This is a genomic window from Pandoraea capi (assembly GCF_902459735.1).
GTDB lineage: Bacteria > Pseudomonadota > Gammaproteobacteria > Burkholderiales > Burkholderiaceae > Pandoraea > Pandoraea capi.
This window is the reverse complement of the sequence record NZ_CABPRV010000015.1, coordinates 116,218-141,059: the sequence shown is the minus strand read 5'-3', so window position 1 is coordinate 141,059 and position 24,842 is coordinate 116,218. Positions and strand designations below refer to the sequence as shown.

Here is a 24,842-nt window from a genome sequence, read left to right as displayed (position 1 = left end):
GTTGTTTGGTTCTTTGTTTCAACGTTTACCCCGCCCAACAGGATGACGACTGCGGTAGGTATTTCAACAGCCTGCTAATGTGCTGGGCGTCGGGGCGCGCTCATATCGCCGCACTTGGTGCACCACAGGTGGTAACGGGCTTCCGAAGCCATGCCGACGGAACGGCTCTTTTATCTGGATGGCCGTCTCAGATTCCCCCCAGGGCACGGATGATCTGCTCTTCGATGAATCGCTTCTTCATGTCCAATCGCCTGACTACGTGATTGGACTCCAAATTGTCGCGCTACTCAAGTCGGGGGGGGGGGGGGGGGGGGGGGGGGGGGGGGGCGTCGAGGGCGTGGCGAATGTCTGGTTGGTGGCATATATGAAACCTTAAGGAGATGGCATGGCAGATCCAAGGATTAGTCTCAATAAGTTGGGCGAATACATGACCGCAACACCGGCCAGACGAAGGAGAATTGTCGAGGATCAAATAAATCCTAAGGATTTTATTGCGGCTCGATATGTTGATGCCAGAGAATATATTTCAGATTTTATTTGCGGGAATATCGATGAGGAATATTTGACGGATGTTGCTAAGAATCTGAGAAGTCAGCCCTACGACAGCAAATTTGTCGCTCAAGATAAAATTCTGTCGGCGGATGCGATCAATGATTTTTTGGGGGTATCTGATCAATTGCCCACTGGGTATAGATTTGAGAAGGTGGCCGCAAGTGATTCGTCGACGCTCGAAGTGTCTGGTGTGACTGTTTCCATAAGGCCAGACGTGTACTTGAAGAATGATGAAAATCAGGTGGTTGGAGCGATAAAGCTGCATTTTCCAAAATCCAATCCGCTCACCACGGTAGCAGGTGAGTATGTGGCAACCGGATTGCGCGCTTTTGTGCAAGAAGGCAGAGAGAGTCCTATTGACAACAAATTGTGTGTTGTTGTCGACGTTCCTTCTGCGAGCGTTATTTCGGCACCTAAGGCGGGAAAGAAGCGGATGAGCGATATCGAGGCCGCTTGCGAGGAGATTAATGCTCGATGGCGGGCGAAAAGTAATCCAACCTAGGCGGTAGAGGGGGGGGGGGCGAAGGGGAGTGCTGGTTCGAAATAGCTTGTTCCGTCGTGTGCCAAATTGAAGGTGGTTTCCGGCGTTTTGCGGAGCATCCCCATCTAAATTGCGGAGCACCACCCGCAAACGTCAGTAGGCACTATCAGCGAAACCAAAGAATTCTGGCGGAGGCGGTGAGATTCGAACTCACGGAAGGGTTACCCCTTCGCCGGTTTTCAAGACCGGTCCATTAAACCACTCTGGCACGCCTCCGGGGCGTTGCGCACGACGCGGGGCCGTGGCTTTGGGATGCCATCCTTGCGATGGCTGAGATGCGTGCGGTCCGGGGAAATCGGCGTCGGAATCCCGGCGCAGGCCGGTACCGCACGGCAGCGCGCATTATACCTGCTCATTCCATCATGTGAAGCCTTCATTCCACCTAAATCGCCTCACACCCCGCTAATTTCCTCGCTTTCCCTACGCCGACCCCCGTCCCCCTTGTCTTGTCTTCGTCCGGCATGCATCATGCCCCAATGACGTGCGGTGTACGCCCCCGGCGTTACCGTGCGAGGCCAGACATGACCCGGAGACACCGCATGGATGCCGACACCTCCCGCGCCCCCGCCCAAGAGACGTCAAATGACGCCAGTGGCGAGCGCAAGGCGATCGCCCCAACCGACGACGCCCAGACTGCCAAGGCCTTCACCTGGCAGATTCCTACCCTCTACAACATCGGCGTCGATGTCTGCGACAAATGGGCGGACGGCACCAACCGCCTGGCACTCGTCCACGAAAGTGGCGACGGCTCGCACGTGCGCCTAACGTTCGACACCCTTAAACAACTCTCGAACCAACTCGCCAACGAATGGCGCGCCAACGGCGTCAAGGCCGGTGACCGTATCGGCATCTTCCTGCCGCAGTCGCCCGCGACCCTCGTTGCCCACGTCGCCGCCTACAAGCTCGGCGCTATCGCCGTGCCGCTCTTCACGCTCTTCGGACCCGAAGCGCTCGCCTATCGCCTGCAAAACTCCGGCGCCGCCGTCCTCGTCACCGACCTCGCCAGCATCGGCAAGATCGACGACATTCGCGCCGAATTGCCCGATCTGCGCCTCGTGTATGTCGTTCATGACGACCTCCCCGAAGCCCATCATCACGTGTCCGACGATCAGGACTGGGGTGTCGCCGAAGACGGTCTGCTCGCGCTGTGGCCCGCCATCGTGCAGCGCGATGCTCACTTCGTACCCGTTCAGACACGCGCCGACGCCCCCGCGCTGATCATCTACACCTCCGGGACCACCGGCAAACCCAAAGGCGCCCTGCACGCGCACCGGGTGTTGCTTGGTCACTTGCCCGGCGTGGAGACGTCGCACAACGGGTTTCCGCAGGACGGGGATCTGATCTGGACGCCCGCAGACTGGGCCTGGATCGGCGGGTTGCTCGACGTGCTGCTGCCGGCGCTGCATCACGGCGTGCCGGTCCTGTCACGACGCTTCGAAAAGTTCGATCCCGTCGCCGCCTTCGATCTGATGGCGCGCCACGGCGTGCGCAACACTTTCCTGCCACCGACCGCGCTCAAGATGCTGCGCACGGTGGAGGCGCCGCGCACGCACTGGCCGCTGCAACTGCGCTCGGTCGCCAGCGGCGGCGAGTCGCTCGGCCCCGAACTGCTGGCTTGGGGACGCGAACACCTCGGCGTCGATATCAACGAGTTCTACGGGCAGACGGAGTGCAATATGGTCGTATCGTCGTGCGCGGCCGAATTTCCGGCACTGCCCGGCGCGATCGGACGCGCCGTGCGCGGGCATGACGTCACCATTGTCGACGACGAGGGCACGCCGCTGCCCGTCGGCTCGGTCGGCAACATCGCCATCGCACGCCCTAACCCGGTCATGTTCCTCGGCTACTGGCACAACCCCGACGCCACGATGGACAAGTATCGCGGCGATTTCCTGCTCACGGGCGACTCGGGGTTCGTCGACGATAACGGCTACATCACGTTCACCGGCCGCTCGGACGACGTGATCACCAGCGCAGGCTATCGCATCGGCCCGGGGCCCATCGAGGACTGCCTGATTCGCCATCCGTCGGTGCAGTTTGCCGCCGTGATCGGCGAGCCGGACGACTTGCGGACCGAGATCGTGAAGGCCTTCGTGGTGCTCAGAGAAGGCCACGAGCCGTCCGAGACGCTCGCCCGGGAAATCCAGACGTTCGTCAAAAATCGACTCGCTGCACATGAGTACCCGCGCAAGGTCGTCTTCCTGCCGGAACTGCCGATGACTGTCACCGGCAAGATCATTCGCAAGGCCTTACGGGAGATGGGCACGGCGCTGGGGTGATGGGCCGTTGGCCCTGAACGGCGCGCCGACGACCTGCATCGAGGCACTAAATCAAACGGCGGAACATCTCCGATGAAGATGTCCCGCCGTTTTCGTCAATGCCATCGTCAGACGCTTACTTGTCGTCCCGATCGAGGAACATCTCCTGAAGATCGTTCAGGAAACGCTGTCCTAACTCGGTCGGGGCAATGCGTTGCGGGTCGTCCACGAGCAGACCTTTCTCGACGCCCGCAGCCAGCACCTTGCCGATCTTCGCCATCGGCAAACCGGTGCGGTCGGCGAATAGCTCGCTCTTCACGCCATCAGTCAGACGTAACGCGTTGAGCATGAATTCAAACGGCAAATCGCGCGCGTCCACCTCGCGCTCTTCCTGAATGGCATTGCCCGTCGCCGCGGTCTCCATATACCGCTGCGGATGTTTGTGACGCACCTGGCGCAACACGCGATGGGGGAACGAAATCTTGCTGTGCGCGCCCGCACCGATGCCGAGATAGTCCCCGAATTCCCAATAATTCAGATTGTGCTTCGCGCGTCGGTGAGGCTGCGTGTATGCCGACACTTCATAACGTCCGTATCCCGCGGCCGCCGTGCGCTCGGCAATCCAGTCCTGCATGTCGGCTGCCGTATCGTCGTCCGGCACGGTCGGCGGGTACTTATGGAACTGTGTGTTGGGTTCGAGCGTGAGGTGATACAGCGACAAATGGGGCGGCGCGAACGAGATCGCCGTTTCCACGTCCTGCTGACATTGCGCCAGTGTCTGGTTCGGCAGCGCGAACATCAGATCGAGGTTGAAATTGTCGAAGTTCGCCTGCGCGATCTCGATGGCGTGACGCGCTTCGTCGCCATCGTGAATGCGGCCGAGCGCTTTCAGATGTTCGCTGTTGAAGCTCTGAATTCCGATGGACAACCGGTTGACGCCGCTGGCACGGAAGCTGCGGAATTTGTCCGCCTCGAAGGTGCCGGGGTTCGCTTCCATCGTGATTTCGGCGTCGGCATCGAGCGGCAGCAGGGCGCGCAGATCCGAGAGCAGACGGTCCAGCCCGGCCGCCGACAGCAGGCTCGGCGTGCCGCCGCCGATGAAGACGGTATGCACCGGACGTCCCCACACCAGCGGCAGTGCCTGTTCGAGATCCTGACGCAGCGCGTCGAGATAGGCTTGCTCCGGGAACGCTTGTGCGCCGCCGTCGCCACGCCATTCGTGCGAATTGAAATCGCAGTACGGACATTTGCGCACGCACCACGGGAAATGCACGTACAGCGACATCGGCGGCAACGCCGGCAAACTGATCTTGCCGGGCCGCAGGAAGTTCTGCACGGGCAGCACGGACTGAGGGATACCGCTCATGCTGCTTACGCCTCCCGCCCCAGCTTTTCCAGCAGTACGCGCAGCGCGCGTGCACGATGGCTGTGGGCGTTCTTGACGGCAGGGTCCAGCTCGGCAGCCGTCTGATTCAGCGAACGGATGAGGAAGTGCGGATCGTAGCCGAAGCCATGCGCGCCGCGCGCCACATCGACGATTTCCCCATCCCAGCGACCTTCTGCAATGATCGGTTGCGGATCTTCTGCATGACGCACGAGCACCAGTGCGGCGAAGTAGTAGGCGTCGCGATATCCGGGCTGATCAGCGTGCGGCGCCAGTTGTTCGATCAGATGACGGTTGTTCGCGGCATCCGATTTTTCACGTCCGGCACGCGCGGCGTAACGGGCGGAATAGACGCCGGGCGCCCCGCCGAGAATCGGCACGCACAGCCCCGAGTCGTCCGCCAATGCCGGCAGACCGGTTGCCGCCGCCGCGTGGCGCGCCTTCGTCAGCGCATTCTCGATGAAGGTGACGTGCGGCTCCTCGGCTTCGGATACGCCGAGCATGCCCTGCGGCACGAGCTCGATGCCGAGCGGCTCGAACAGCGACGCGAACTCGCGCAGCTTGCCCGGGTTGTTCGAGGCCAGCACGATCTTCTGCATGGCCATCGTCAGACTCCCAGCGCGCGCTTCTGCGCATCGATCAGTCGACGAATGCCGGCGTCGGCCAGATCGAGCAGCACATTGCTTTGGGCACGCGTGAAAGGTTCACCTTCTGCGGTGCCCTGAATTTCGACGAAACCGCCTTCGCTCGTCATGATGACATTCATGTCGGTATCGCACGCGGAGTCTTCGACGTAGTTCAGGTCGAGGACCGGCTGGCCCTGATACAAGCCGACGGAGACGGCTGCGACGTGCGCGCGGATCGGGGACGTTTCAAGCTTGCCGTCGGCGATGAGCTTCGAGACGGCGTCGTGCGCGGCGACGAATGCGCCGGTGATCGACGCGCAACGCGTGCCGCCGTCGGCCTGAATGACGTCGCAGTCGATCTGGATCGTGCGCGGGCCGAACTTCTCCAGGTCAAACACGGCGCGCAGCGAACGGCCGATCAGACGCTGGATTTCCTGCGTGCGGCCGCTTTGCTTGCCACGCGCGGCTTCGCGGTCACCGCGGGTGTGCGTGGCGCGCGGCAGCATGCCGTACTCGGCCGTGAGCCAGCCCTGGCCGGAATCGCGCAGGAAGCCCGGCACTTTTTCTTCGACGCTGGCGGTGCAGATGACCTTCGTCTCGCCGCATTCGATCAGCACCGAACCTTCGGCGTAGCGGGTGTATTGGCGGGTGATGCGCACGGGGCGCAATGCGTCTTGCGCACGGCCGTCCGGGCGGGTGATTTGCGTCATGAGTGAATGTCCTGCGAGGTGAATTTATGCGGCAATACCCGAATGGTATCGCTAAACGCCATCGGCTGGCCTGCACGTCACGTCGCCGCGGTCCGATTCGGCAGCGCAATCGCGCGTTCAATCTGAGCGGAATCGGGAGCCTGATCTGAAGCCTGATCTGAAGCCTGATCGGGAGCCTCGGGCCGGAAAATGCGATAATCGCGTTTCATCCATTGCATGCGAAACCGGTCGCTGCATTGTTCCGCGAAAATTCTGTCACGGCGCTGTGGTACCGGTCACCCCGATGAAAGACAACAATATCTTCAGTATGACCGGCTACGCCAGCGTCACGCGCGACATTGCGCATGCCGATGGAGCCGCAGGCGCGAGCGTGTCGGTCGAATTGCGCACGGTCAATTCGCGCTTCCTCGATCTGGCATTCCGCATGCCCGAAGAAGCGCGGGCGTGTGAACCGGTGCTGCGCGAAGCGCTCACCGCGAAACTCTCACGCGGCAAGGTCGACATCCGTATCAACGTACAACGTCCCGAGAACGGCACGAACGGTGCGCTCAATCTCGACGCGGTCAAACGACTCGCCGATCTCGAACAGCAAGTGCTCGCACTCTTCCCGGATGCCGAACGCATGCGCACGGGCGAAATCCTGCGCTGGCCGGGCGTGCTGGGCGAAGAGTCGGTAACGGCCGAAGCGTTGCGCGACGCGGTGATCGGTGCGGGCCGTACGGCCATCGGCGATCTCGTGGACGTGCGCAAGCGCGAGGGCGCGCAACTCAAGGCGAGCCTGATCGAACGCATCGAAAAGATGGAGACGATCCTCACCGGCCTGCAACCGCTCGTGCCGGAACTGATTTCGCGCCATCAACAGAAGATCGTCGATCGCCTTCAGGAAGCGCTGGGCGTCGTCGTGCCGGAAGGTTCGGTTCCGCCGGGCAAGGAAGAAATCGCAGAACGCATTCGTCAGGAAGTGACGATGTACGGCGTGCGCATCGACGTTGCGGAAGAACTCACGCGACTCGACGCTCACCTGAAGGAAACCCGCCACATCCTCGACAAGGGAGGATTGGTCGGCAAACGGCTCGACTTCATGATGCAGGAGCTCAATCGCGAAGCGAATACGCTCGGCTCGAAGGCGGCCTCGAAGGAACTCGCGGATGCCTCGATGGAGCTCAAGCTCTACATCGAGCAGATGCGCGAGCAAGTGCAGAACCTGGAGTAAGTCGTATGTCTTCGTCATCCCAAGCCCCGCACCCCCCCCTGCATGCCGAATATCCCGGCAATCTGTTCATGGTGGTCGCCCCTTCGGGCGCGGGCAAATCCACGCTCGTCAATGCCCTGCTCGCGCAGGACAGCGACATTCGTCTGTCGATCTCGAGTACTACGCGCGCACCGCGTCCCAACGAGGAAGAGGGCGTGCATTACAACTTCGTCTCGGTCGAGCAGTTTCTGGAGCGCCGCAAGCGCGGCGAATTTCTGGAAAGCGCGGAAGTGCACGGCAACTATTACGGCACCTCGCGTGTGTGGATCGAAGATCAGATGCGCGAAGGCCGGGACGTGCTGCTGGAGATCGACTGGCAGGGCGCACAGCAGGTGCGTAAGCGCTTTTCGAATGCCGTGGGCATCTTCATTCTGCCACCGTCCATCGAGGCGCTCGAAGAGCGTCTGAAGAAGCGGGGGACCGACGAGCCCAAAGTGATTGCGCGACGTCTTCTGGCCGCTGGCGGTGAAATTGCCCACGCGCCCGAGGCGGATTTCATCATCATCAACGACGAATTCCAGCGCGCGCTCGATCAACTGCAATCGGTCTTCACGGCGGTGCGTCTGCGCTTTGCTTCGCAGTACGCGCGGCACAAGACGTTGTTCACGGATCTGGACATCCACGCACCGAGCGAACATCAGTAACACCCGCAGGACAAGCGGCCTTCGCGTAGTGCGCGCGTTTTGCGCGTGTGCGCGCCGGCTGCGATAGAATACGCCTTATATTGAGAAGGAACCTCCTTATGGCCCGAATTACCGTTGAAGACTGCCTGAAACAAATTCCGAATCGCTTCGAGCTCGCACTCGCCGCGACCTACCGCGCCCGCCAACTGGCGCAAGGTCATACGCCGAAGCTCGAGAACAACAAGGACAAGCCGACTGTCGTCGCGCTGCGCGAAATCGCTGCGGGCCAGGTTGGCATCGAGATGCTCAAGAAAGTGCCGCTCTGATCGGGAGACTGCACTGATGCGATGTGACGTTCCGGGCCGCTCGACGATGCAGGTACACGTATGAGTCACGCGAAATCACCGGCCGCGTCCATCGCTGCGGATGAACCCAAAGCGGGGGAGCCCAAGCCCGAACGCAAGAAGAAAAAGGGCGAAAGCGCCACGCGACAGTACATCGACGCGCTGCTTGAGCAGTCCTATCGGCACCTTTTCGGTCCGACGGCAACGCCTGAGCAACCGCGCAAGCACGAGGTCGTCTCGATCGCCCGTCTTAAGGGCATGCTTGGGGAATACCTCAAGGAAAGCGACCTCGCGCTGATCAAAGAAGCCTTCCAGTTCAGTGACGAAGCCCACCTCGGGCAATATCGTCAGAGCGGACAGCCTTACATTACCCATCCCGTTGCCGTTGCCGAGATCTGTGCCGAGTGGAAGCTCGACGCACAGTCGATCATGGCTGCGTTGCTGCACGACGTGATGGAAGACCAGGGCGTGACCAAGGCCGAACTCGCCGAGCGATTCGGGCCGAAGGTCGCGGAACTGGTCGACGGCCTGTCGAAACTCGACAAGATGGAGTTTCGCAGCCGTGAAGAAGCGCAAGCCGAAAGCTTTCGCAAAATGCTGCTGGCGATGGCGCGCGACGTGCGCGTCATTCTCGTCAAGCTTGCAGACCGCCTGCACAACATGCGCACGCTGGGTGTCACGTCGACGGAGAAGCAGCGCCGTGTGGCGCGAGAGACGCTCGACATCTACGCACCCATCGCGCACCGCCTCGGTCTGAACAATACCTATCGCGAACTCCAGGATCTGAGCTTCGCGAATTACCACCCGCGTCGTTACGCTGTGCTCGACAAGGCCGTGAAGGCCGCGCGCGGCAATCGGCGCGAAGTGGTCGGCAAGATTCTCGACGCGGTCGAGAAGGCGCTCAAGGACGGCGAGGTCAGCGCCGACGTCTTCGGCCGCGAGAAAACGCTCTTCAGCATCTATACGAAGATGCAGGAAAAGCAGTTGTCGTTCTCGCAGGTGCTGGACGTGTACGGCTTCCGTGTCGTGGTCGAATCGAATGCACAGTGTTATCTCGCGCTCGGCGTGCTGCACGCGCTCTACAAGCCGGTGCCGGGCAAGTTCAAGGACTACATCGCGATCCCGAAGGTCAACGGCTATCAGTCGTTGCACACCACGCTCGTCGGTCCGTTCGGGGCACCGATCGAGTTCCAGATCCGCACGCGCCGCATGCACGAGATTGCCGAAGCGGGCGTGGCGGCGCACTGGCTGTACAAGAACGGCGGCGCAGACATGAACGACGTGCAGAAGCACGCGCACCAATGGCTGCAATCGCTGCTCGACATCCAGAGTGAGACGGGCGACTCCACGGAATTCCTCGAACACGTCAAGATCGACCTGTTCCCCGACGCCGTCTACGTCTTCACGCCCAAGGCGCGCATCATGGCGCTGCCGCGCGGCGCGACGGCGCTCGATTTCGCTTATTCGGTTCACAGCGATCTGGGCAACCAGTGCGTGGCCGTCAAGATCAACAACGAGTTGTTGCCGCTTCGCACCGAGCTGAAGAACGGCGACATCGTGGAAGTCATTACCGCCCCCTATTCGAAGCCGAACCCCGTGTGGCTCGGCTTCGTGCGTACGGGCAAGGCGCGCTCGGCCATTCGTCATTATCTGAAGACGATGCGGTTTGCCGAGTCGGTGCAGCTTGGCGAGCGTCTCGTCGAGCAGGCGCTCAAGGGCTACGGTCTGACGATGAGCGAAATTTCACCGGAGATCTGGGACAAGCTCGCGCAGTGGACCGGCAACAAGGACCGTCAGGACATCTTCGCGGACATCGGGCTGGGGCGTCGTGTAGCGGCGGTCATGGCCAAGCGTCTGGCGGTGCTGCTGTCGGGCAAGGAAGGCGAGAACGACGACAGCCCGGACGATCCCGATTCCCCGCGTACGGGCGACGAGAACGTCGGCCCGCCGGTGCTCATTACCGGCACCGAGGGCATGTCGGTGCAGTTCTCGGCGTGCTGCCGTCCGATTCCGGGCGATGCGATCATGGGCTACATCGGCATCGGGCTCGGCATGGCGATTCACACGACGGATTGCCCGGTCGCGCGGCGCATCCATCGCAAGGATCCGACCCGCTGGATCGACGTGGCGTGGGCGCCGCAGCCGGGCCGTCTGTTCGACGTCGGCATCAAGGTGCTCGTGCATCACAACCGTGGCGTGTTCTCGCGCGTGGCGGCGGATATCACGGCGTCGGACGCCAACATCGTGCACATCGGCATGGACGAAGTGGTGCCGGACGAGTCGGCCACGCTGCGCTTCCTCATCCAGGTGAGCGACCGCGTGCATCTCGCCAACGTGATGCGCCGGATTCGCGTGAATCCTGACGTGATGCGCGTGGCGCGGGAGCGTCCGAGCGAGCGGCATCAGGACGAGAGCCACGCCAATCACGCCATGCGTATTGCGCGCGAGCGCGGCAACTACTGATCAGTTGTACCGATGACATGAAAAACGCCTCTCTTTCGGGAGGCGTTTTTCGTTGATGCGACGACCGATGTGTCTGCGGTCGCGATTACTCCGATGGCGGATAACGCACGTCCAGAATCTCGATCTGATCGAGCCCGGCGGGAGTGCGCAACGGCACGGTGTCACCGACCTTCGATTTGGTGATGGCGCGAGCGATCGGCGAGATCCAGCTGACGTGACCCCGTTCTAGATCGACCTCGTCGATACCGACGATCATGATCGTGTGCTCATCGCCCTTGCCGTCGGCATAGGTCACTTCTGCCCCGAAAAACACCTGATCGACGTTTTCCTGACGGCGCGTGTCCACCACCTCGGCGTTGTCCAGCCGCCGGGTCAGGAAGCGGATGCGACGATCGATCTCGCGCAGGCGTCGCTTGCCGTAGATGTAATCGCCGTTCTCCGAGCGGTCGCCGTTCGACGCCGCCCACGACACGATCTTCACCACTTCGGGACGCTGATTGTCGATGAGATCGAGCAACTCGTCTTTCAGACGACGATAGCCCGTCGGTGTGATGTAGTTCTTGGTGCCCGCGGGAATCTCCGGGGCGCCGGCGTCGAGATCGTCATCGTCGTCGCCGTTATCTTCCTTGACGAAGGCCTTGTTCATAAGTCGAGGCGCGCGGCGAGCGCGTGCCAGAAGCGTTACACAATCCCTGCATTATAGGAGCGATGCCGCGAGCGCATGGGCAACGCCGCGCATTTCCGGTTTTTCCGGTCTCTGGAGCGATGGCAATCATTCTCAGGTGTCATGGAGCGCGCCGGCAATGTCCTCTACAATCGGGCAGCAAATCCCACACGAACACCGCCACGTAGGAGAACTGCGCCATGACCGATTCCACGAGTCCTTTTCTTGCCGTGCTCAAGCCGCATCTGAGCGATATCGGCGCCTTCACCGTGCAGCGCAGCCTGCCGAGTCTGCCGTTCAAAACCGTCGGCCCGTTCATCTTCTTCGATCACATGGGTCCCGCGACGCTCTCGCCGGGGCAGGGCATGGACGTGCGTCCCCATCCGCATATCGGGCTGGCGACCGTTACGTATCTGTTCGACGGGCAGATATGGCACCGCGACAGCCTCGGCAGCGATCAGCGCATCACGCCCGGCGCGGTGAACTGGATGACGGCCGGACGCGGCATCGTTCACTCGGAGCGTACGCCGCCCGACGTGCGCGAGCGCGGAGGCGACGTGCACGGCATTCAGACGTGGGTCGCGCTGCCACAGGCAGACGAGGAGACGGCGCCGTCGTTCGCGCATCACGAAGCGTCATCGCTGCCGGACATCTTCCTGCCGGGCGTTCACATGCGTCTGATTCTCGGCGAGGCGTTCGGTGAGAAGGCCCCGGTGAAAGTCTTCTCGCCGATCTTCTATCTTGCGGTGGAGATGGAGCCCTGCGCGGCGTTCGTGCTGCCGCCCGAGTATGCCGAGCGCGCTGTTTATACGGTGCAGGGCGAGGTGACGGTGAACGACGAGACGTTGCCCGAACATCGCATGGGTGTGCTGGCTCAGGGCGGTGACATGCGCATCGTTGCGGGCGACAAACCGGCTCGCCTGATGCTGCTCGGCGGTGCGCCGCTGGACGGCGATCGCTTCATCTTCTGGAATTTCGTGTCGTCGAGCCGCGAGCGTATCGAGCAGGCGAAAGCCGCATGGACCGCGCAGGAGATGGGCAAGGTGCCGGGTGAAACGGAGTGGATTCCATTGCCGGAGCGTAAGCCGTCGGCGAACTGAGAGGTTTGCCCGAGGGGCGCGCGGCGTGTGAGCGAGCGTGTCCCAGTGCCTTCGTACCTTAGTCCCCGACGCCTGCTGCCGAAATAACCGGCAGCAGGCGTTTTTTATGGATCTTGCCGACTCACGCGCTCAACACGATCACCGAGCAGTGCCGCTCTTCGAGCAGACGATGGGAGACGGCACCGAAGTTGAGCCGGTCGCCGAAGCGCGGTTGCACGCCGAGCACGAGCAGGTTGTGCTTGCCGTGACGGATCTGATGCAGCACCGCTTCGTCGATCTTGCCGCCCGCGAGCAGCCGCGTGCGCAGCTTCACGCCGTTGCGCTCGGCCAGCGAGTGCAGGTTGTCCATCATGGCGGCTTCGGCGGCGTCCGGACGCAGCACGCGGGGACGCCAGCGGCGATGCAGCATGCCCGGCGCCACGCGCGCGGAAACGTGTAGCGCCGTGACGGGCGCATTGGCGGCCCGCGCAAGCGTGATCGCCAGCTCGGCCGCATGCCGCGAATAGTCCGTGCCCGAGACCGGCACAAGGATGTTGAGCGGCGCGTCGGGCTTGCGCACGTGGTCGCCATGAGCGAGCACTATGGCGATCGCGCCGTCGAACGCTTTGGTCAGCGGCAACACGCCGGTCGGCAGGGGCAGTGGCGGGACGTCGGAGTCCGATTCCTCGCCGGGGGCGTCGAAACCTGCGATCACGAAGCCGTAGCCCTTGGCGATTTCGTCCGAGATCCGCGTGGCCTCATGACTGCTCCCCGGCTGCTCGGCTTCCTGCTCACGCGCGGTATCCGACGGATCGCTCGCGACGAACTCGCCTTCTTCGGTCGCGTCGCTCACGCGCTTGTCGTCATGCGCCTCGCCGACAGGCTCGTGCTTCGGAATGTTCTTATCCGACGTGTCGGCGGACGATGGCTTGTCTTCCTTGACCGGCCCGTGCGGCAATTCGGGCGTCTTCTGAGGCGATTTTCCCGTGCGCTCGCGCAGCACCAGGCGCGCCGCTTCACGCTCGACGTCCGTCGGCTTGTCCTCTTCGACGCCGGGCGTGCCGGGCGCGCGGGGGATGGCGCGGGTGGCGGCCGCGAGGGCAATGTCGTAGGCGTCCAGTCCGGCGCCTTCGCCGTCGCTATGGTCGCTGTCGTCGCTATCGTTGCTATTGCCGCCATCGCCGTGTTCGGATTTGGCCGGTTTCCCGCTGCGGCGAGGGGATTTACCGGCGGACGTCTCAGGTGTGACGCCCGTCGGTGCCAGCACGGTGGTGAGCGTGCCGCGCACGCCGGCTGTCAGCCCGGCGATCCACGCGGCGAAGCGTCCGTTGGCGCTGCCGTCGACGGCAGCGAGAATGCGCTCCACGTTCGGGAGAAAGTCCTTCTCCTCCGCCGCTTCCTTCTCCAGGCGCGCTTTCTCTTGCGCCGAGAGAGGAATGCGCACGAGCGCCCGCCGCAACACCGGCGGCATGATGAGTGTGGTGATGAGCGCCATGATGACGATCATCGTGAACAGGTCCTTGCTCAGCACGCCGAGCGACAGACCGATACTCGCCACGATGATCTCGGTCGAGCCGCGCGCGTTCATGCCCGTGGCGAGCGCGAGCGCTTCGGCGGAGGACATGCCGCCGAGGCGTCCGCCGATGAAGCAACCCGTGAACTTGCCGATGCTGGCGATCAGAATCAACCCGGCGACCAGCCCCAGCATGCGCCAGTCGAGCAGAATCGTCAGATCGACCGACAATCCCGCCACGCCAAAGAATACCGGGGCGAAGAGCGCGACGATCAACCCGCGCAATTGGGCTTCGATCTGCTCGGACAAAATGGGTGACTGCCCGATCATCACGCCAGCCATGAACGCGCCGAGCGCTGTATGCACGCCGAGCTTGTCGGTCGCGAGCGCCAGCACGAACGTGATGACGAGGATTGCGCTGAGCACGGGCATCTCGACGGTGAAGCGATCGTTCGTCCAGCGAATCGCCACGGCGACGGCGCGTTTGCCGACGGTGAAGCACAAGACGATGAACAGCAGCGTGCCCCCGAGGCTGATCGACAGATGCCCGAGATCGACCGTTCCGCTGGCCCCCAGCCCGGCAATGGCTGCGATGATGATCCAGCCGGTGGTGTCGTCGAGAATGGCGGCGGCCAGAATGATCTGACCTATGTTGCGGCGCAGGTAATCGACTTCGCGAATGACCATCGCCACGACCTTGACCGACGAGATCGACAGGGCCGTGCCGAGGAACAGCGACGTGACGAGCCGCGCCTCCGGGTGCGGCAGCAGATTGTCGGGCAGATGCCAGCCGAGCGCGAAGCCACACGCGAACGGAATGATCATGCCGCCCGCAGACGCGAAGATCGCCATGCGCTTCATGCGGCGCACGAGTCCCAGATCGGTCTCCAGACCGGTGGAGAGCAGCAGCAACAGCACCCCAAGCTCGGAGACCGCGTCGAGCATCTTTTTCTGGGTTTCTGTGTCGGGGAAGACGGCGTGTTGCCAGGCAGGCAGCAGCGCACCGAAGATGGACGGGCCGAGCAGTACGCCGGCGAGCAACTGCCCCATGACGGCGGGCTGGCGCAGGCGCTGCATGACCTCGCCGAGCAAACGGCCGACGAGGACCAGCAAGAGCAGTTGCGTGAAGAAGATTGCCGTGCCGTGGCCTGCGTGCATGTGCCTCCCTGCCTGTTATCGGACCGGTCGGGCATGTGACGAGACGCTTGGCCGAGGCGGGAACCTGGGGCGCGTTAGCGCGTCCGTACCGATTTGCCCAGTTTTGCGATTACCATGCTTCAAGCTGGCGGCCGTTTTCTATGAGTGACGGCCGCTATGGACGCAATTTACCACGCTCTATAGGATCTATGATCGATACCAACCTTGCCAGCTTCGATGACGACGTGCTGGCCGTCTCGCATCAGGTGCCCGTGCTGGCCGACTTCTGGGCGCCGTGGTGCGGCCCATGCAACACGCTCGGGCCGATGCTTGAGAAGCTCGAGGCCGAAGCGCAGGGACGCATCCGTCTCGTGAAGATCAACGCCGACGAGAACGCGCAGCTTTGCGCCGAATACGGCGTGCGCAGCCTGCCGACGGTCGTCGCCTTCGTCGACGGTGAACCCGTCGATCAGTTCGTTGGCGCGCTGCCGGAAGGACAACTGCGCGCGTTCATCGAGCGCATCGTGCCGAACCCCGCGGAGATGGCGCGCAAGGTTGCCCGTACGGCATTGGCCGAAGGGCAGCCTGCCGTGGCGCGCGACGCCTTGCAAGCCGCGCTCGCGCTCGACCCCGCGCACGACGACGTGCGCCTCGATCTCGTCGACGTGTTGCTCGGCATGGGTGACACGCAAGGCGCACGCACTGCGTTGACGCTGGTGTCCCCGCGCACGGCCGCCAGTGGCGACGCCCGCATCGCCGCGCTCAATACGCGTATCGCTGCGGCCGAGCAGGCGAGCCAATTGCCGCCGGCCGACGAGCTGCTCGCGCGGGTGAATGCCGATCCGTCCAATTTGCAGGCGCGTCTGGATCTCGCGAATCGTTATCTGGCCGAGCGTGCTTATGAGCCCGCGCTGGCGGCGCTACTCGACATCGTGCAACGCGACCGGTCGTTTGGCGACGATGCCGGACGCAAGTCGATGCTGGCGATTTTCGACGCGTTGTCCGAATCCGATCCTGCGACGGTGGCCGCATGGCGCCGCAAACTGAGCGCAGCGCTGAACTGAGCGACCCACGCCCTCTGACTCTCACCGAACTTCGATGACAGCTTCTTCGACCCCTTCCCTGATTACCTTCGCCCCTGCGCAAGCGGGTGAGGCCATCTTCGATCATCCGGCCGAGGCCCGCCGCGTGAGCGGCAATCCGCAGCGCGTGACGCGTCCCTTCTACACGGACGCTCTCGGCGAATTCGATTGCGGCGAATGGACGTGCGAGCCCGGCGCATGGCGCATCGCTTTCGGCGCACACCGTCAGGAATATTTCTCGATTATCGAGGGACGTATCCGGATCAGCGATCTCGAAGGCAATGCGTCTGAGTTCGGCCCCGGCGACGCCTGCGTGATTCCGGCAGGATTCGAAGGGGTGTTCGAGGTCGTGGAGCCGGTGCGCAAGCATTTCGTGATGTTCGAGCGCAAGGCCACCTGAAACATCTGAATCACCTGAATCCTCTGAGGCAGCGTCATGACACGTCTGATCTTTTTCTGCGGTCACGCCGGGGCAGGCAAGACAACGCTGGCGAAGCGTCTGATCCGTCCGCTGATCGCGCGCAGCGGCGAAGCGTTCTGCCTGCTCGATAAGGACACGCTTTACGGGGCCTACAGTGCCTCCGTCATGGGCGCGCTGACGGGCAATCCGAACGACCGCGACAGCCCGCTCTATCTGGAGACGTTGCGCGAGCCGGAGTACGCCGGGCTACTCGATACGGCACGTGAGAATCTGCGTCTGGGCGTGAACGTGCTGGTCGTCGGGCCGCTTTCGCGCGAATTGCGCGAAGGCTTGCTGTTCGATCGCGCGTGGCTGGATGTCGACGACGATGTAGGCGTGCATGTGGTCTGGGTGGATCTGGACGAGACGCATGCACACGAGCGGATCGTGAGCCGCGGCAATCCGAACGACGCCTACAAGCTGGCGCATTGGGAGGAGTACCGTCTGCGCCGCTTCATGCCGCCTGCGGCTGCGTTCCCCGGGCTCGTGCGATTCGACAACACGGCGCCGACGGCCGAAGACGACGAGCAACTGTTGCAGACGCTGCTGGCACACACGCGCTGAGCGGGAGGGCAGGCGAGGGCATTGGGCGTGTCATCGACAGGCCAGAAGACACGGCCGCCGCCGCATGCCGTGACGCGCGCATCGCTCGACGGGAATATTCCGAAAAGACGCGAGGCCGTGAGGATGGGGATCGGCCCATCGCTAAGGTACGGGCATTTTCCTTCCTGGTATCGCGTCGATCATGCCCCTTCTGCCCTTGCTGCCCCTTCTGCCCATATTGTCCCGTTCATGCCGTTTGCCCGTCTCGTTTCGCCGGTGGCTTCGCGTCCTCGCGCTTTCCTTGTCCGCAGCAACGTCAGGCACGGCACTGGCCGACGCGCCGCCAATGGTCGGCATGCCGCGTCTGAGCACGGTATCCGCGCCCGCGCGGGAACCGTCGACGCCGTTGCTGCCTGCTGGCGATGAGGTGTCTGCGGCAACTGCGGCATCTGAAGTCGCCGGGACGGCGGACGATACCCCGACCCTGACCCGCATCCGTGAGCGCGGACGCATCCTGCTCGGCTATCGGCAGACGGCCGTCCCTTTTTCGTATGTCGACGCACAGGATCAGCCGATGGGGCTGGCCTGGGCGCTTTGTCAGCGCATCGTGCCCGCGTTGCAGCGCGAGATGGCGATGCCCGAACTGCGCAGCACGCCGGTGCGCATCATCGAGCAGATGCGCGGGCCGCTGATCAAGGGCGACGCGATCGACATCGATTGCGCGCCGTCGACGGTCACGGCCGCACGCGAGCAACAGGTGGCGTTCAGCTTGCCGTATTACGCGGCGCACGTCCGGTTGATGGTGCGCCGAGGGGCCGGCATCGACTCGATCGACGATCTGCGCGGGTTGCGGCTCGCGGTCGTGCAGGGAACCACGGCCGAGCGCCTCGTTCGCGCGCAGCATGCCCGCGCCGGGTTCCAGTTACTGATGGCCCGCGATTACGACGATGCCTTTCGCATGCTGCGCGAGCGCCGTGCGCAGGCACTCGCGCTTGACGACGTCCTGCTCGAAGGCTTGCGCGCCACGAGCAGGACACCGGAAGCGTTTCGTATCGTCGGAGAGCCGCTCTCGGGGCAGGCCGAGTATTACGCGTTGGTCATGCCGAAAGACGACCCGGCGTTCAAGGACAAGGTCGATGCCGTGCTGGCCGCGATGTTCCGTAGCGGCGAGATGGCCCGGCTTCAGCGCGAATCGTTCCGGGCGGCATTGTCACCCCACGGGCATGACCAGCCGCTGGCACCGTCTGCTGAAACGATGGCGCTATGGGAAAGCGGGGCGCGCTATGGTGTTGAGCAGGAGGCTTCGGCGTCGTCACCTGCCGCAGGCAGTTAGTCGGCGCGACGAATGTCCCGATTCCCGTCACGCATAAGCTAATGACGAAGATTTCTTTGTGCGATTGCCCACATCTCTGTAAATTCCTATCGTGCTGTTAATCCGATAGGAATTTGCTGTGACCGGTCTCAAGGAAGTCAACTGGAATATCGCCGCCAAGCGCGTCGCGCTCGGCCTCTCTCTGTGGTTCGCCGCTCAGGCGGGGGTTTCGACCGCGCTGGCTGCACCTGCCAAAGCAGACGCTGTCGTCGCGCTGCCGACCGTCAGCGGGGAACTGACCGGTACCCTCAAGAAGATTCACGATACCGGGCTGATTACGCTCGGCTACCGCGAGGCCGCGATTCCGTTCGCCTACGTGAACGACAAGGGCAAGCCCGTCGGCTATACGATGGATCTCTGCTATGCGGTGGTCGATGCCGTCAAGACGGCGCTGAACATGCCGAATCTGCGGGTGCGTGAAATGTCGATCACCCCGCAGAACCGTATTCCGCTGGTGAAGAACGGCACGGTCGACCTCGACTGCGCACCGAATACGATTACGCCGGAGCGCGCCGAGCAGGTGGGCTTCAGCAATCCGTACTACGTCTCGGAAGTGCGTCTGCTGGTCAACAAGAAGGACAACATTCGCGACCTGCAAGACCTGAAGGGGCAGAATCTGGTGGCCTCGGCCGGCTCGACCGGTGAGCGTCTGGCCCGGATGCAGGCCGACAAGTTCGGGTTCCGCGTGATTCCGGCCCGCGACCATGCCGAATCGATGATTACGCTGGAAACCGGTCGCGCCAAGGCGTTCGCCCTCGACGACGTGCTGCTCTCCGGCTTCCGCGCGAATGCCCGCGATCCGGAGTCGTTCGCCATCGTTGGAGCACCGCTGGAGACGGAGCTCAACGCGTTGATGCTGCGTCGTGACGATCCGCAGTTCAAGCGCTTCGTGGACACCACGCTGGCGCACGTCTACAGCTCGGGCGAGATCCGCCGCATTCAGCGCAAGTGGTTCCAGCAACCGATCCCGCCGCGCAATGTGAATCTGAACCTCGAACCCAGCAAGGAAGTGCTCGAGGTCTGGCGCAAGGGGTCGCAAGTGACGGAATGACGCAGCGGGACGCCATGTCCCGCAATGCCACGTAGCGTAAGGCCTGGAAGCCCGCCGATAGCGATATCGGCGGGCTTTGTCGTTTACACATTTCGGCCCCGCGTTTACGCGTTGTTTACACCCCCTTTACCCCTTTTGTCCCCGTCTTTATGCGCCCCTACGTATCGTTCAGGGCACGGCTGGCGAGCGCTGAGCAAGGGCGCGTCGCGTCCGTGGCTTGCCGGCCGCCACACGATAGGGAGTTGTCATGGACTGGTTATATCTCGGCGTGATCGTGGTGTTCGTTGCCACGACCGTCGGCTTTGTCGCGTTTTGCGCGTCGGTAGGGGGGCAGCAATGACAGCCATGTATTGGCTGAGCGGCGGACTCACGCTCGCGCTGCTCGCTTATCTCGTCTACGCGCTGTTCAAGCCGGAGGATCTCGCATGACACTCAATGCCTGGATCCAGCTCGGCGTTTTCCTCGTCGTGCTACTGGTGCTGGCGCGCCCGCTCGGCCGTTTCATGGCCGACGTGCTCGCCGGTGAATCGCGCGTGAACCGCTGGTTCGCGCCGCTCGAACGCGGCCTGTATCGCCTGTGCGGTGTGCATCCCGAACAGGAAATGCACTGGCGCGCCTATGCGATTGCGCTGATCGGTTTCAATGCCGTGGGCGCCTTCGCCGTTTATGCACTGCAACGCTGGCAAGTGTGGTTGCCGTTCAACCCGCAAGCCTTCGGCAATGTGACGCCGGATTCGTCGATGAACACTGCCGTCAGCTTCGTGGCGAACACGAACTGGCAGGGTTACGCCGGCGAATCGACGATGAGCTATCTGACGCAGATGCTCGGCCTCGCCGTTCAGAACTTCCTGTCGGCAGCTACGGGTATCGCGGTCGTCGTCGCGTTGATTCGCGGCTTCGCGCGTCATACGGCGCAGACCATCGGCAACTTCTGGGTCGACATAACCCGTATCACGCTCTACATCCTCGTGCCGCTGTCGGTGATTCTTGCCGCAGCGTTCATGAGCCAGGGCGTGATTCAGAACTTCGACGCCTATAAGGACGTGACGACGCTTCAGGTCACGCACTTTGACAATCCGGTCCTCGGCCCGGACGGTCAGCCGAAGATGGACGCCGCAGGCAAGCCGGTGACGACCCCCGCCCAGACGCAGACGCAAACCCTGCCGATGGGGCCGGTGGCTTCGCAGGAAGCGATCAAGATGCTCGGCACCAATGGTGGCGGCTTCTTCAACGCGAACTCGGCGCACCCGTATGAGAACCCGACGCCGCTCACGAACTTCCTGCAAATCCTCGCGATCTTCCTGATCCCGGCGGCGCTGTGCCACACGTTCGGACGCATGGTCGGCGACCGTCGTCAGGGGCTGGCGATTCTGGCGGTCATGACGATTGCGTTTTCGATCGCAGCGGTCGCGACCGTCTCTGCCGAGCAGGCAGGCAACCCGGTGCTCACTACGCTCGGTGTCGACCAGCAGGTCAGCGCGACGCAGTCGGGCGGGAACATGGAAGGCAAGGAAACGCGCTTCGGTATCGTCTCGTCGGGCATTTTCGCGACGGTGACGACGGCGGCGTCCTGCGGCGCGGTCAACGCGATGCACGACTCGCTCACCCCGTTGGGCGGGCTGGTGCCGATGCTGTTGATGCAACTGGGCGAAGTGATCTTCGGCGGTGTGGGCTCGGGCCTGTACGGCATGCTCGTCTTCGCCATGCTCGCCGTGTTCGTCGCGGGGCTGATGATCGGTCGTACGCCGGAGTATCTCGGCAAGAAGATCGAAGCGTACGAGATGAAGATGGTCGCCGTGGCCGTGCTGATGACGCCGCTGCTGGTGCTGCTCGGTACCGCACTCGCCGTGCTCGTGCCGGCCGGACAAGCCGGTGTGCTGAACCCGGCAACACACGGCTTCTCCGAAATTCTGTACGCGTACAGCTCGGCGGCGAACAACAACGGCAGCGCTTTCGCAGGTCTGTCGGCCAACACGCCGTTCTACAACACCACGCTGGGTATCGCGATGTGGTTCGGCCGCTTCTGGGTGATCGTGCCGGTACTGGCGATTGCCGGTGCGCTGGCGCGCAAGAAGCGCATTGCCGCGACGTCGGGCACGTTGCCCACGCACGGTCCGCTGTTTGTCGTGCTGCTGCTCGGCACGGTGCTGCTGGTGGGCGCGCTCACCTACGTGCCGGCGCTTGCACTCGGTCCGGTCGCCGAACATCTGGCGATGATCGGTGCGCATTGAACAATGAAATGAGGCATTCGAGGCACTCATGAATCAAACCTCAGGAAATACTGTCACCCGGCAGGCGGGCGAGGGTCATACATCGGCGACAAAGTCGATGTTCGACCCGGCCATCGTCAAGCCGGCCATCGTGGACTCGTTCCGCAAGCTGCATCCGCTCACGCAGGCCAAGAACCCTGTGATGTTCGTGGTGTACGTCGGCAGTCTGCTCACGACCGTGCTGTTCGGCATGGCCGTGGCGGGCCACGCCGAGGCGAGCGCGCCCTTCATCCTCGCGATCACGCTGTGGCTGTGGTTCACGGTGCTGTTCGCGAACTTTGCCGAAGCGCTGGCCGAAGGGCGTAGTAAGGCGCAGGCGGCATCGCTGCGTCAGGCGAAGAAGAACGTGCCGGCCAAGCAGTTGCGCTCGGCGCGTCGCGACGCCGAATGTCTCGTCATCGATAGCGCCAGTCTGCGTCGCGGCGACTTCGTGCTGGTCGAAGCCGGTGACGTCATTCCGGCCGACGGCGAAGTGGTCGAAGGCGTGGCGTCGGTCGACGAATCGGCCATTACGGGCGAATCGGCGCCGGTCATTCGCGAATCGGGCGGCGACTTCTCGGCCGTGACCGGCGGCACGCGTGTGCTGTCGGACTGGGTCATCATGAAGGTGACGGTCAACCCGGGCGAGGCGTTTCTCGACCGCATGATCGCGATGGTGGAAGGCGCGAAGCGTCAGAAGACGCCGAACGAAATCGCGCTCACGATTCTGCTCGTCGCGCTCACGCTGGTGCTGCTGCTCGCCACGGCCACGCTGCTGCCTTATTCGATCTACAGCGTATTCGTCACGCACGCCGGGAATCCGGTCACGATCACGGTGCTCGTCGCGCTGCTGGTGTGTCTGATTCCGACGACTATCGGCGGGCTGCTGTCGGCCATCGGTGTGGCGGGCATGAGCCGCATGATGCAGGCGAACGTGATCGCGACGTCGGGCCGCGCCGTTGAAGCGGCGGGGGACGTAGACGTGCTGCTGCTCGACAAGACGGGCACGATCACGCTGGGCAATCGCCAGGCATCGCAGTTCGTGCCCGCCCCGGGCGTGGACGAGCGCACGCTGGCCGATGCCGCACAGCTCGCCTCGCTCGCCGACGAAACGCCGGAAGGCCGCAGCATCGCCGTGCTCGCCAAGCAGCGCTTCAATCTGCGTGAGCGCGAGATGAGTGGTCTGAATGCGCTCTTCATTCCGTTCACGGCGCAAACGCGCATGAGTGGCGTGGACCTCGCCGACAAGCAGATCCGCAAGGGCGCTGCCGAAGCCGTGAAGCGTTATGTGGAAGCGGCGGGCGGCGCATGGCCGGTGGCGCTGGCGAGCGCGGTGGACGACATCGCCCGTCGCGGCAGCACGCCGCTGGTCGTGGCCGAGCAGGATGCGAACGGCGCACGTGCGCTGGGCGTGATCGAACTCAAGGACGTGGTCAAGGGCGGCATCAAGGAGCGTTTCGCCGAATTGCGTCAGATGGGGATCACCACGCTGATGGTCACGGGTGACAACCGTCTGACGGCGGCGGCGATTGCCGCCGAAGCCGGGGTGGACGACTTCCTCGCGGAAGCCACGCCGGAAGAAAAGCTCGCGACGATTCGTAAGTACCAGGCCGAAGGCAAGCTGGTGGCCATGACGGGCGACGGCACGAACGATGCGCCGGCGCTTGCACAGGCCGACGTGGCGGTGGCGATGAACTCGGGCACGCAGGCGGCGAAGGAAGCCGGCAACATGGTCGACCTCGATTCGAACCCGACCAAGCTCATCGAAATCGTCGAGATCGGCAAGCAGATGCTGATGACGCGCGGCAGTCTCACCACGTTCTCGATTGCGAACGACGTGGCGAAGTACTTCGCCATCATTCCGGCCGCCTTTGCGACGACGTACCCGCAGCTCGACGCGCTCAACGTGATGCGACTGGCAAGCCCGTCGTCGGCGATTCTGTCGGCGGTGATCTTCAACGCGCTGATCATCGTCGTGTTGATTCCGCTGGCGCTCAAGGGCGTGAAGTATCGCCCGCTCGGGGCCGCGACGCTGCTGCGCCGCAACCTCTTCATCTACGGTCTGGGCGGGATTCTGGTGCCGTTCGTCGGGATCAAGATCATCGACATGTTCATCGCCGCGATGGGCTGGGCCTGATCGTGAAAGGGCCCGGACGCGTTGGCCGAAGCGGCTGAGCGTGCGGGCCACATCGCAGAAACTCTAAGGAATAGACGTCATGAAAACCCTCTTGCGCCCGATGCTGAGCCTGTTCGTCGTGCTCTCGGTCATCACGGGGCTGGTGTATCCGCTGGTCGTGACCGGCATCGGCCGGGCGGCGTTCTCGCGCGAAGCCGCCGGCAGCCTGATCTACAAGGACGGCAAGGCCGTCGGCTCCTCGCTGATCGGTCAGAACTTCGACGAACCGAAGTACTTCTGGGGCCGCCTGTCGGCCACGTCGCCGAATCCGAACAACGCCACGGCGTCGGGCGGCTCAAACTTCGGCCCGCTCAACCCGGGGCTGACCGACGCCGTCAAGGGCCGCATCGCCGCGCTGCGCGAAGCGGATCCGAGCGCCCAACTGCCGGTGCCCGCCGATCTGGTGACGGCCTCGGGCAGCGGTCTCGACCCGGAAATCAGCCCGGCAGCCGCCGAGTATCAGGTGGTGCGTGTGGCCAAGGCCCGCGGGCTGACGCCGGACGCCGTGCGTGAGCTTGTCGCGCGCAATACGCAGGGCCGCCAATGGGGAATTTTCGGAGAACCCCGGGTGAATGTTCTGAAGCTCAACCTGGCGTTGGATGGTTTGGCACGCGGCGCCGTCTGAAAGGCGCAGCCGCAGGCAGCGAGAACCGGAGAATCGCTGGTTTTGCCCGTCGGCCTGCGGTAGATTGGCGGCACGCCCTGCGCGTGCCGCATTTTTTGCATCGACGTGGCTCGCGTCTTCATAGTGGACTGATCCGAT

General features: G+C 63.2%; 21 protein-coding genes and 1 tRNA gene. 16 read left to right on the top strand and 6 right to left on the bottom strand.

The features are described from left to right. The first annotated feature begins 385 nt into the window (after positions 1–385). Positions 386–1,054, top strand: a complete 669-nt coding sequence (locus tag PCA20602_RS24090) for a hypothetical protein (RefSeq protein ID WP_150723325.1) — start codon at positions 386–388, stop codon at positions 1,052–1,054. Between the two features lie 165 nt (positions 1,055–1,219). Here PCA20602_RS24090 and PCA20602_RS24085 read toward each other — a convergent pair. Beyond that, a tRNA-Ser gene (locus PCA20602_RS24085) sits at positions 1,220–1,309 on the bottom strand. A gap of 323 nt (positions 1,310–1,632) precedes the next feature. Here PCA20602_RS24085 and PCA20602_RS24080 point away from each other — a divergent pair. Then, positions 1,633–3,372 (top strand): acyl-CoA synthetase, encoded by a 1,740-nt coding sequence (locus tag PCA20602_RS24080; protein WP_150723324.1) that lies wholly within the window; start codon positions 1,633–1,635, stop codon positions 3,370–3,372. Between the two features lie 115 nt (positions 3,373–3,487). Here the strand turns inward: PCA20602_RS24080 and hemW are convergent, their stop codons facing one another. The 3 genes from hemW to rph are packed head-to-tail and all read right to left on the bottom strand — an operon-like array spanning position 3,488 to position 6,071. Further along, entirely contained in the window at positions 3,488–4,717 is a 1,230-nt protein-coding gene (hemW, locus tag PCA20602_RS24075; RefSeq protein ID WP_150723323.1) for a radical SAM family heme chaperone HemW, read from the bottom strand. A 5-nt stretch (positions 4,718–4,722) separates the two neighbouring features. After that, a complete protein-coding gene (gene rdgB / locus PCA20602_RS24070; RefSeq protein WP_069343079.1) occupies positions 4,723–5,340 on the bottom strand; it encodes an RdgB/HAM1 family non-canonical purine NTP pyrophosphatase in 618 nt (205 codons plus the stop codon). Between the two features lie 2 nt (positions 5,341–5,342). Then, positions 5,343–6,071, bottom strand: coding sequence for a ribonuclease PH (rph, locus tag PCA20602_RS24065; protein WP_150723322.1), 729 nt, complete (start codon positions 6,069–6,071; stop codon positions 5,343–5,345). Positions 6,072–6,354: 283 nt separating this feature from the next. Between rph and PCA20602_RS24060 the strand changes: the two genes are divergently transcribed. The 4 genes from PCA20602_RS24060 to PCA20602_RS24045 all read left to right on the top strand — a co-directional run bounded on the left by PCA20602_RS24060 (position 6,355) and on the right by PCA20602_RS24045 (position 10,753). Next, positions 6,355–7,284, top strand: coding sequence for a YicC/YloC family endoribonuclease (locus tag PCA20602_RS24060; protein ID WP_174981531.1), 930 nt, complete (start codon positions 6,355–6,357; stop codon positions 7,282–7,284). A 5-nt stretch (positions 7,285–7,289) separates the two neighbouring features. Next, entirely contained in the window at positions 7,290–7,967 is a 678-nt protein-coding gene (gene gmk, locus PCA20602_RS24055) for a guanylate kinase (protein WP_150723321.1), read from the top strand. Positions 7,968–8,065: 98 nt separating this feature from the next. Beyond that, complete coding sequence (gene rpoZ / locus PCA20602_RS24050) at positions 8,066–8,272, top strand: DNA-directed RNA polymerase subunit omega (protein WP_039397582.1); 207 nt, start codon at positions 8,066–8,068, stop codon at positions 8,270–8,272. 60 nt (positions 8,273–8,332) lie between these two features. Then, on the top strand, positions 8,333–10,753 hold the full coding sequence (locus tag PCA20602_RS24045; protein ID WP_150723320.1) for a RelA/SpoT family protein: 2,421 nt from the start codon (positions 8,333–8,335) through the stop codon (positions 10,751–10,753). Positions 10,754–10,838: 85 nt separating this feature from the next. Here the strand turns inward: PCA20602_RS24045 and greB are convergent, their stop codons facing one another. After that, positions 10,839–11,399 carry a transcription elongation factor GreB gene (gene greB, locus PCA20602_RS24040; protein WP_069343084.1) on the bottom strand — a complete coding sequence of 187 codons (561 nt, stop codon included), beginning with the start codon at positions 11,397–11,399 and terminating at the stop codon, positions 10,839–10,841. Between the two features lie 218 nt (positions 11,400–11,617). Here greB and PCA20602_RS24035 point away from each other — a divergent pair, with 218 nt between their 5' ends. After that, the gene (locus PCA20602_RS24035; protein WP_150723319.1) at positions 11,618–12,517 is read left to right on the top strand and encodes a pirin family protein; all 900 of its coding nucleotides are present in this window, start codon (positions 11,618–11,620) and stop codon (positions 12,515–12,517) included. 121 nt (positions 12,518–12,638) lie between these two features. On the opposite strand, the gene PCA20602_RS25775 is transcribed toward PCA20602_RS24035, so the two are convergent. Further along, entirely contained in the window at positions 12,639–15,167 is a 2,529-nt protein-coding gene (locus PCA20602_RS25775) for a cation:proton antiporter domain-containing protein (protein WP_174981529.1), read from the bottom strand. 191 nt (positions 15,168–15,358) lie between these two features. Here PCA20602_RS25775 and trxA point away from each other — a divergent pair, with 191 nt between their 5' ends. The 9 genes from trxA to kdpC all read left to right on the top strand — a co-directional run bounded on the left by trxA (position 15,359) and on the right by kdpC (position 24,704). Continuing rightward, positions 15,359–16,210, top strand: coding sequence for a thioredoxin (gene trxA, locus PCA20602_RS24025; protein WP_150723335.1), 852 nt, complete (start codon positions 15,359–15,361; stop codon positions 16,208–16,210). 34 nt (positions 16,211–16,244) lie between these two features. Next, complete coding sequence (locus PCA20602_RS24020; protein WP_150723318.1) at positions 16,245–16,628, top strand: cupin domain-containing protein; 384 nt, start codon at positions 16,245–16,247, stop codon at positions 16,626–16,628. A 36-nt stretch (positions 16,629–16,664) separates the two neighbouring features. Further along, complete coding sequence (locus PCA20602_RS24015) at positions 16,665–17,252, top strand: P-loop nucleotide/nucleoside kinase family protein (protein WP_150723317.1); 588 nt, start codon at positions 16,665–16,667, stop codon at positions 17,250–17,252. Between the two features lie 280 nt (positions 17,253–17,532). Beyond that, the gene (locus tag PCA20602_RS24010; protein WP_174981527.1) at positions 17,533–18,564 is read left to right on the top strand and encodes an amino acid ABC transporter substrate-binding protein; all 1,032 of its coding nucleotides are present in this window, start codon (positions 17,533–17,535) and stop codon (positions 18,562–18,564) included. 118 nt (positions 18,565–18,682) lie between these two features. Further along, positions 18,683–19,654: a transporter substrate-binding domain-containing protein gene (locus PCA20602_RS24005; protein WP_246182319.1), complete on the top strand. Its 972-nt coding sequence runs from the start codon at positions 18,683–18,685 to the stop codon at positions 19,652–19,654. A gap of 336 nt (positions 19,655–19,990) precedes the next feature. After that, positions 19,991–20,083, top strand: a complete 93-nt coding sequence (gene kdpF / locus PCA20602_RS24000) for a K(+)-transporting ATPase subunit F (protein WP_063389843.1) — start codon at positions 19,991–19,993, stop codon at positions 20,081–20,083. Continuing rightward, positions 20,080–21,885, top strand: coding sequence for a potassium-transporting ATPase subunit KdpA (kdpA, locus tag PCA20602_RS23995; RefSeq protein ID WP_150723315.1), 1,806 nt, complete (start codon positions 20,080–20,082; stop codon positions 21,883–21,885). Before kdpF ends, kdpA begins: the two co-directional genes overlap by 4 nt. Before the next feature lie 28 nt (positions 21,886–21,913). Further along, positions 21,914–24,040, top strand: coding sequence for a potassium-transporting ATPase subunit KdpB (kdpB, locus tag PCA20602_RS23990; protein ID WP_150723314.1), 2,127 nt, complete (start codon positions 21,914–21,916; stop codon positions 24,038–24,040). Between the two features lie 79 nt (positions 24,041–24,119). Continuing rightward, positions 24,120–24,704 (top strand): potassium-transporting ATPase subunit KdpC, encoded by a 585-nt coding sequence (gene kdpC / locus PCA20602_RS23985; protein ID WP_069343092.1) that lies wholly within the window; start codon positions 24,120–24,122, stop codon positions 24,702–24,704. Positions 24,705–24,842: the final 138 nt, after the last annotated feature.

Bases quoted from the DNA above. Each gene is read 5' to 3' on its own strand.
- PCA20602_RS24090 (WP_150723325.1), top strand. From the start codon at position 386: ATGGCAGATCCAAGGATTAGTCTCAATAAGTTGGGCGAATACATGACC.
- PCA20602_RS24080 (WP_150723324.1), top strand. From the start codon at position 1,633: ATGGATGCCGACACCTCCCGCGCCCCCGCCCAAGAGACGTCAAATGAC.
- hemW (WP_150723323.1), bottom strand. From the start codon at position 4,717: ATGAGCGGTATCCCTCAGTCCGTGCTGCCCGTGCAGAACTTCCTGCGG.
- rdgB (WP_069343079.1), bottom strand. From the start codon at position 5,340: ATGGCCATGCAGAAGATCGTGCTGGCCTCGAACAACCCGGGCAAGCTG.
- rph (WP_150723322.1), bottom strand. From the start codon at position 6,071: ATGACGCAAATCACCCGCCCGGACGGCCGTGCGCAAGACGCATTGCGC.
- PCA20602_RS24060 (WP_174981531.1), top strand. From the start codon at position 6,355: ATGAAAGACAACAATATCTTCAGTATGACCGGCTACGCCAGCGTCACG.
- gmk (WP_150723321.1), top strand. From the start codon at position 7,290: ATGTCTTCGTCATCCCAAGCCCCGCACCCCCCCCTGCATGCCGAATAT.
- rpoZ (WP_039397582.1), top strand. From the start codon at position 8,066: ATGGCCCGAATTACCGTTGAAGACTGCCTGAAACAAATTCCGAATCGC.
- PCA20602_RS24045 (WP_150723320.1), top strand. From the start codon at position 8,333: ATGAGTCACGCGAAATCACCGGCCGCGTCCATCGCTGCGGATGAACCC.
- greB (WP_069343084.1), bottom strand. From the start codon at position 11,399: ATGAACAAGGCCTTCGTCAAGGAAGATAACGGCGACGACGATGACGAT.
- PCA20602_RS24035 (WP_150723319.1), top strand. From the start codon at position 11,618: ATGACCGATTCCACGAGTCCTTTTCTTGCCGTGCTCAAGCCGCATCTG.
- PCA20602_RS25775 (WP_174981529.1), bottom strand. From the start codon at position 15,167: ATGCACGCAGGCCACGGCACGGCAATCTTCTTCACGCAACTGCTCTTG.
- PCA20602_RS24020 (WP_150723318.1), top strand. From the start codon at position 16,245: ATGACAGCTTCTTCGACCCCTTCCCTGATTACCTTCGCCCCTGCGCAA.
- PCA20602_RS24015 (WP_150723317.1), top strand. From the start codon at position 16,665: ATGACACGTCTGATCTTTTTCTGCGGTCACGCCGGGGCAGGCAAGACA.
- kdpF (WP_063389843.1), top strand. From the start codon at position 19,991: ATGACAGCCATGTATTGGCTGAGCGGCGGACTCACGCTCGCGCTGCTC.
- kdpA (WP_150723315.1), top strand. From the start codon at position 20,080: ATGACACTCAATGCCTGGATCCAGCTCGGCGTTTTCCTCGTCGTGCTA.
- kdpB (WP_150723314.1), top strand. From the start codon at position 21,914: ATGAATCAAACCTCAGGAAATACTGTCACCCGGCAGGCGGGCGAGGGT.
- kdpC (WP_069343092.1), top strand. From the start codon at position 24,120: ATGAAAACCCTCTTGCGCCCGATGCTGAGCCTGTTCGTCGTGCTCTCG.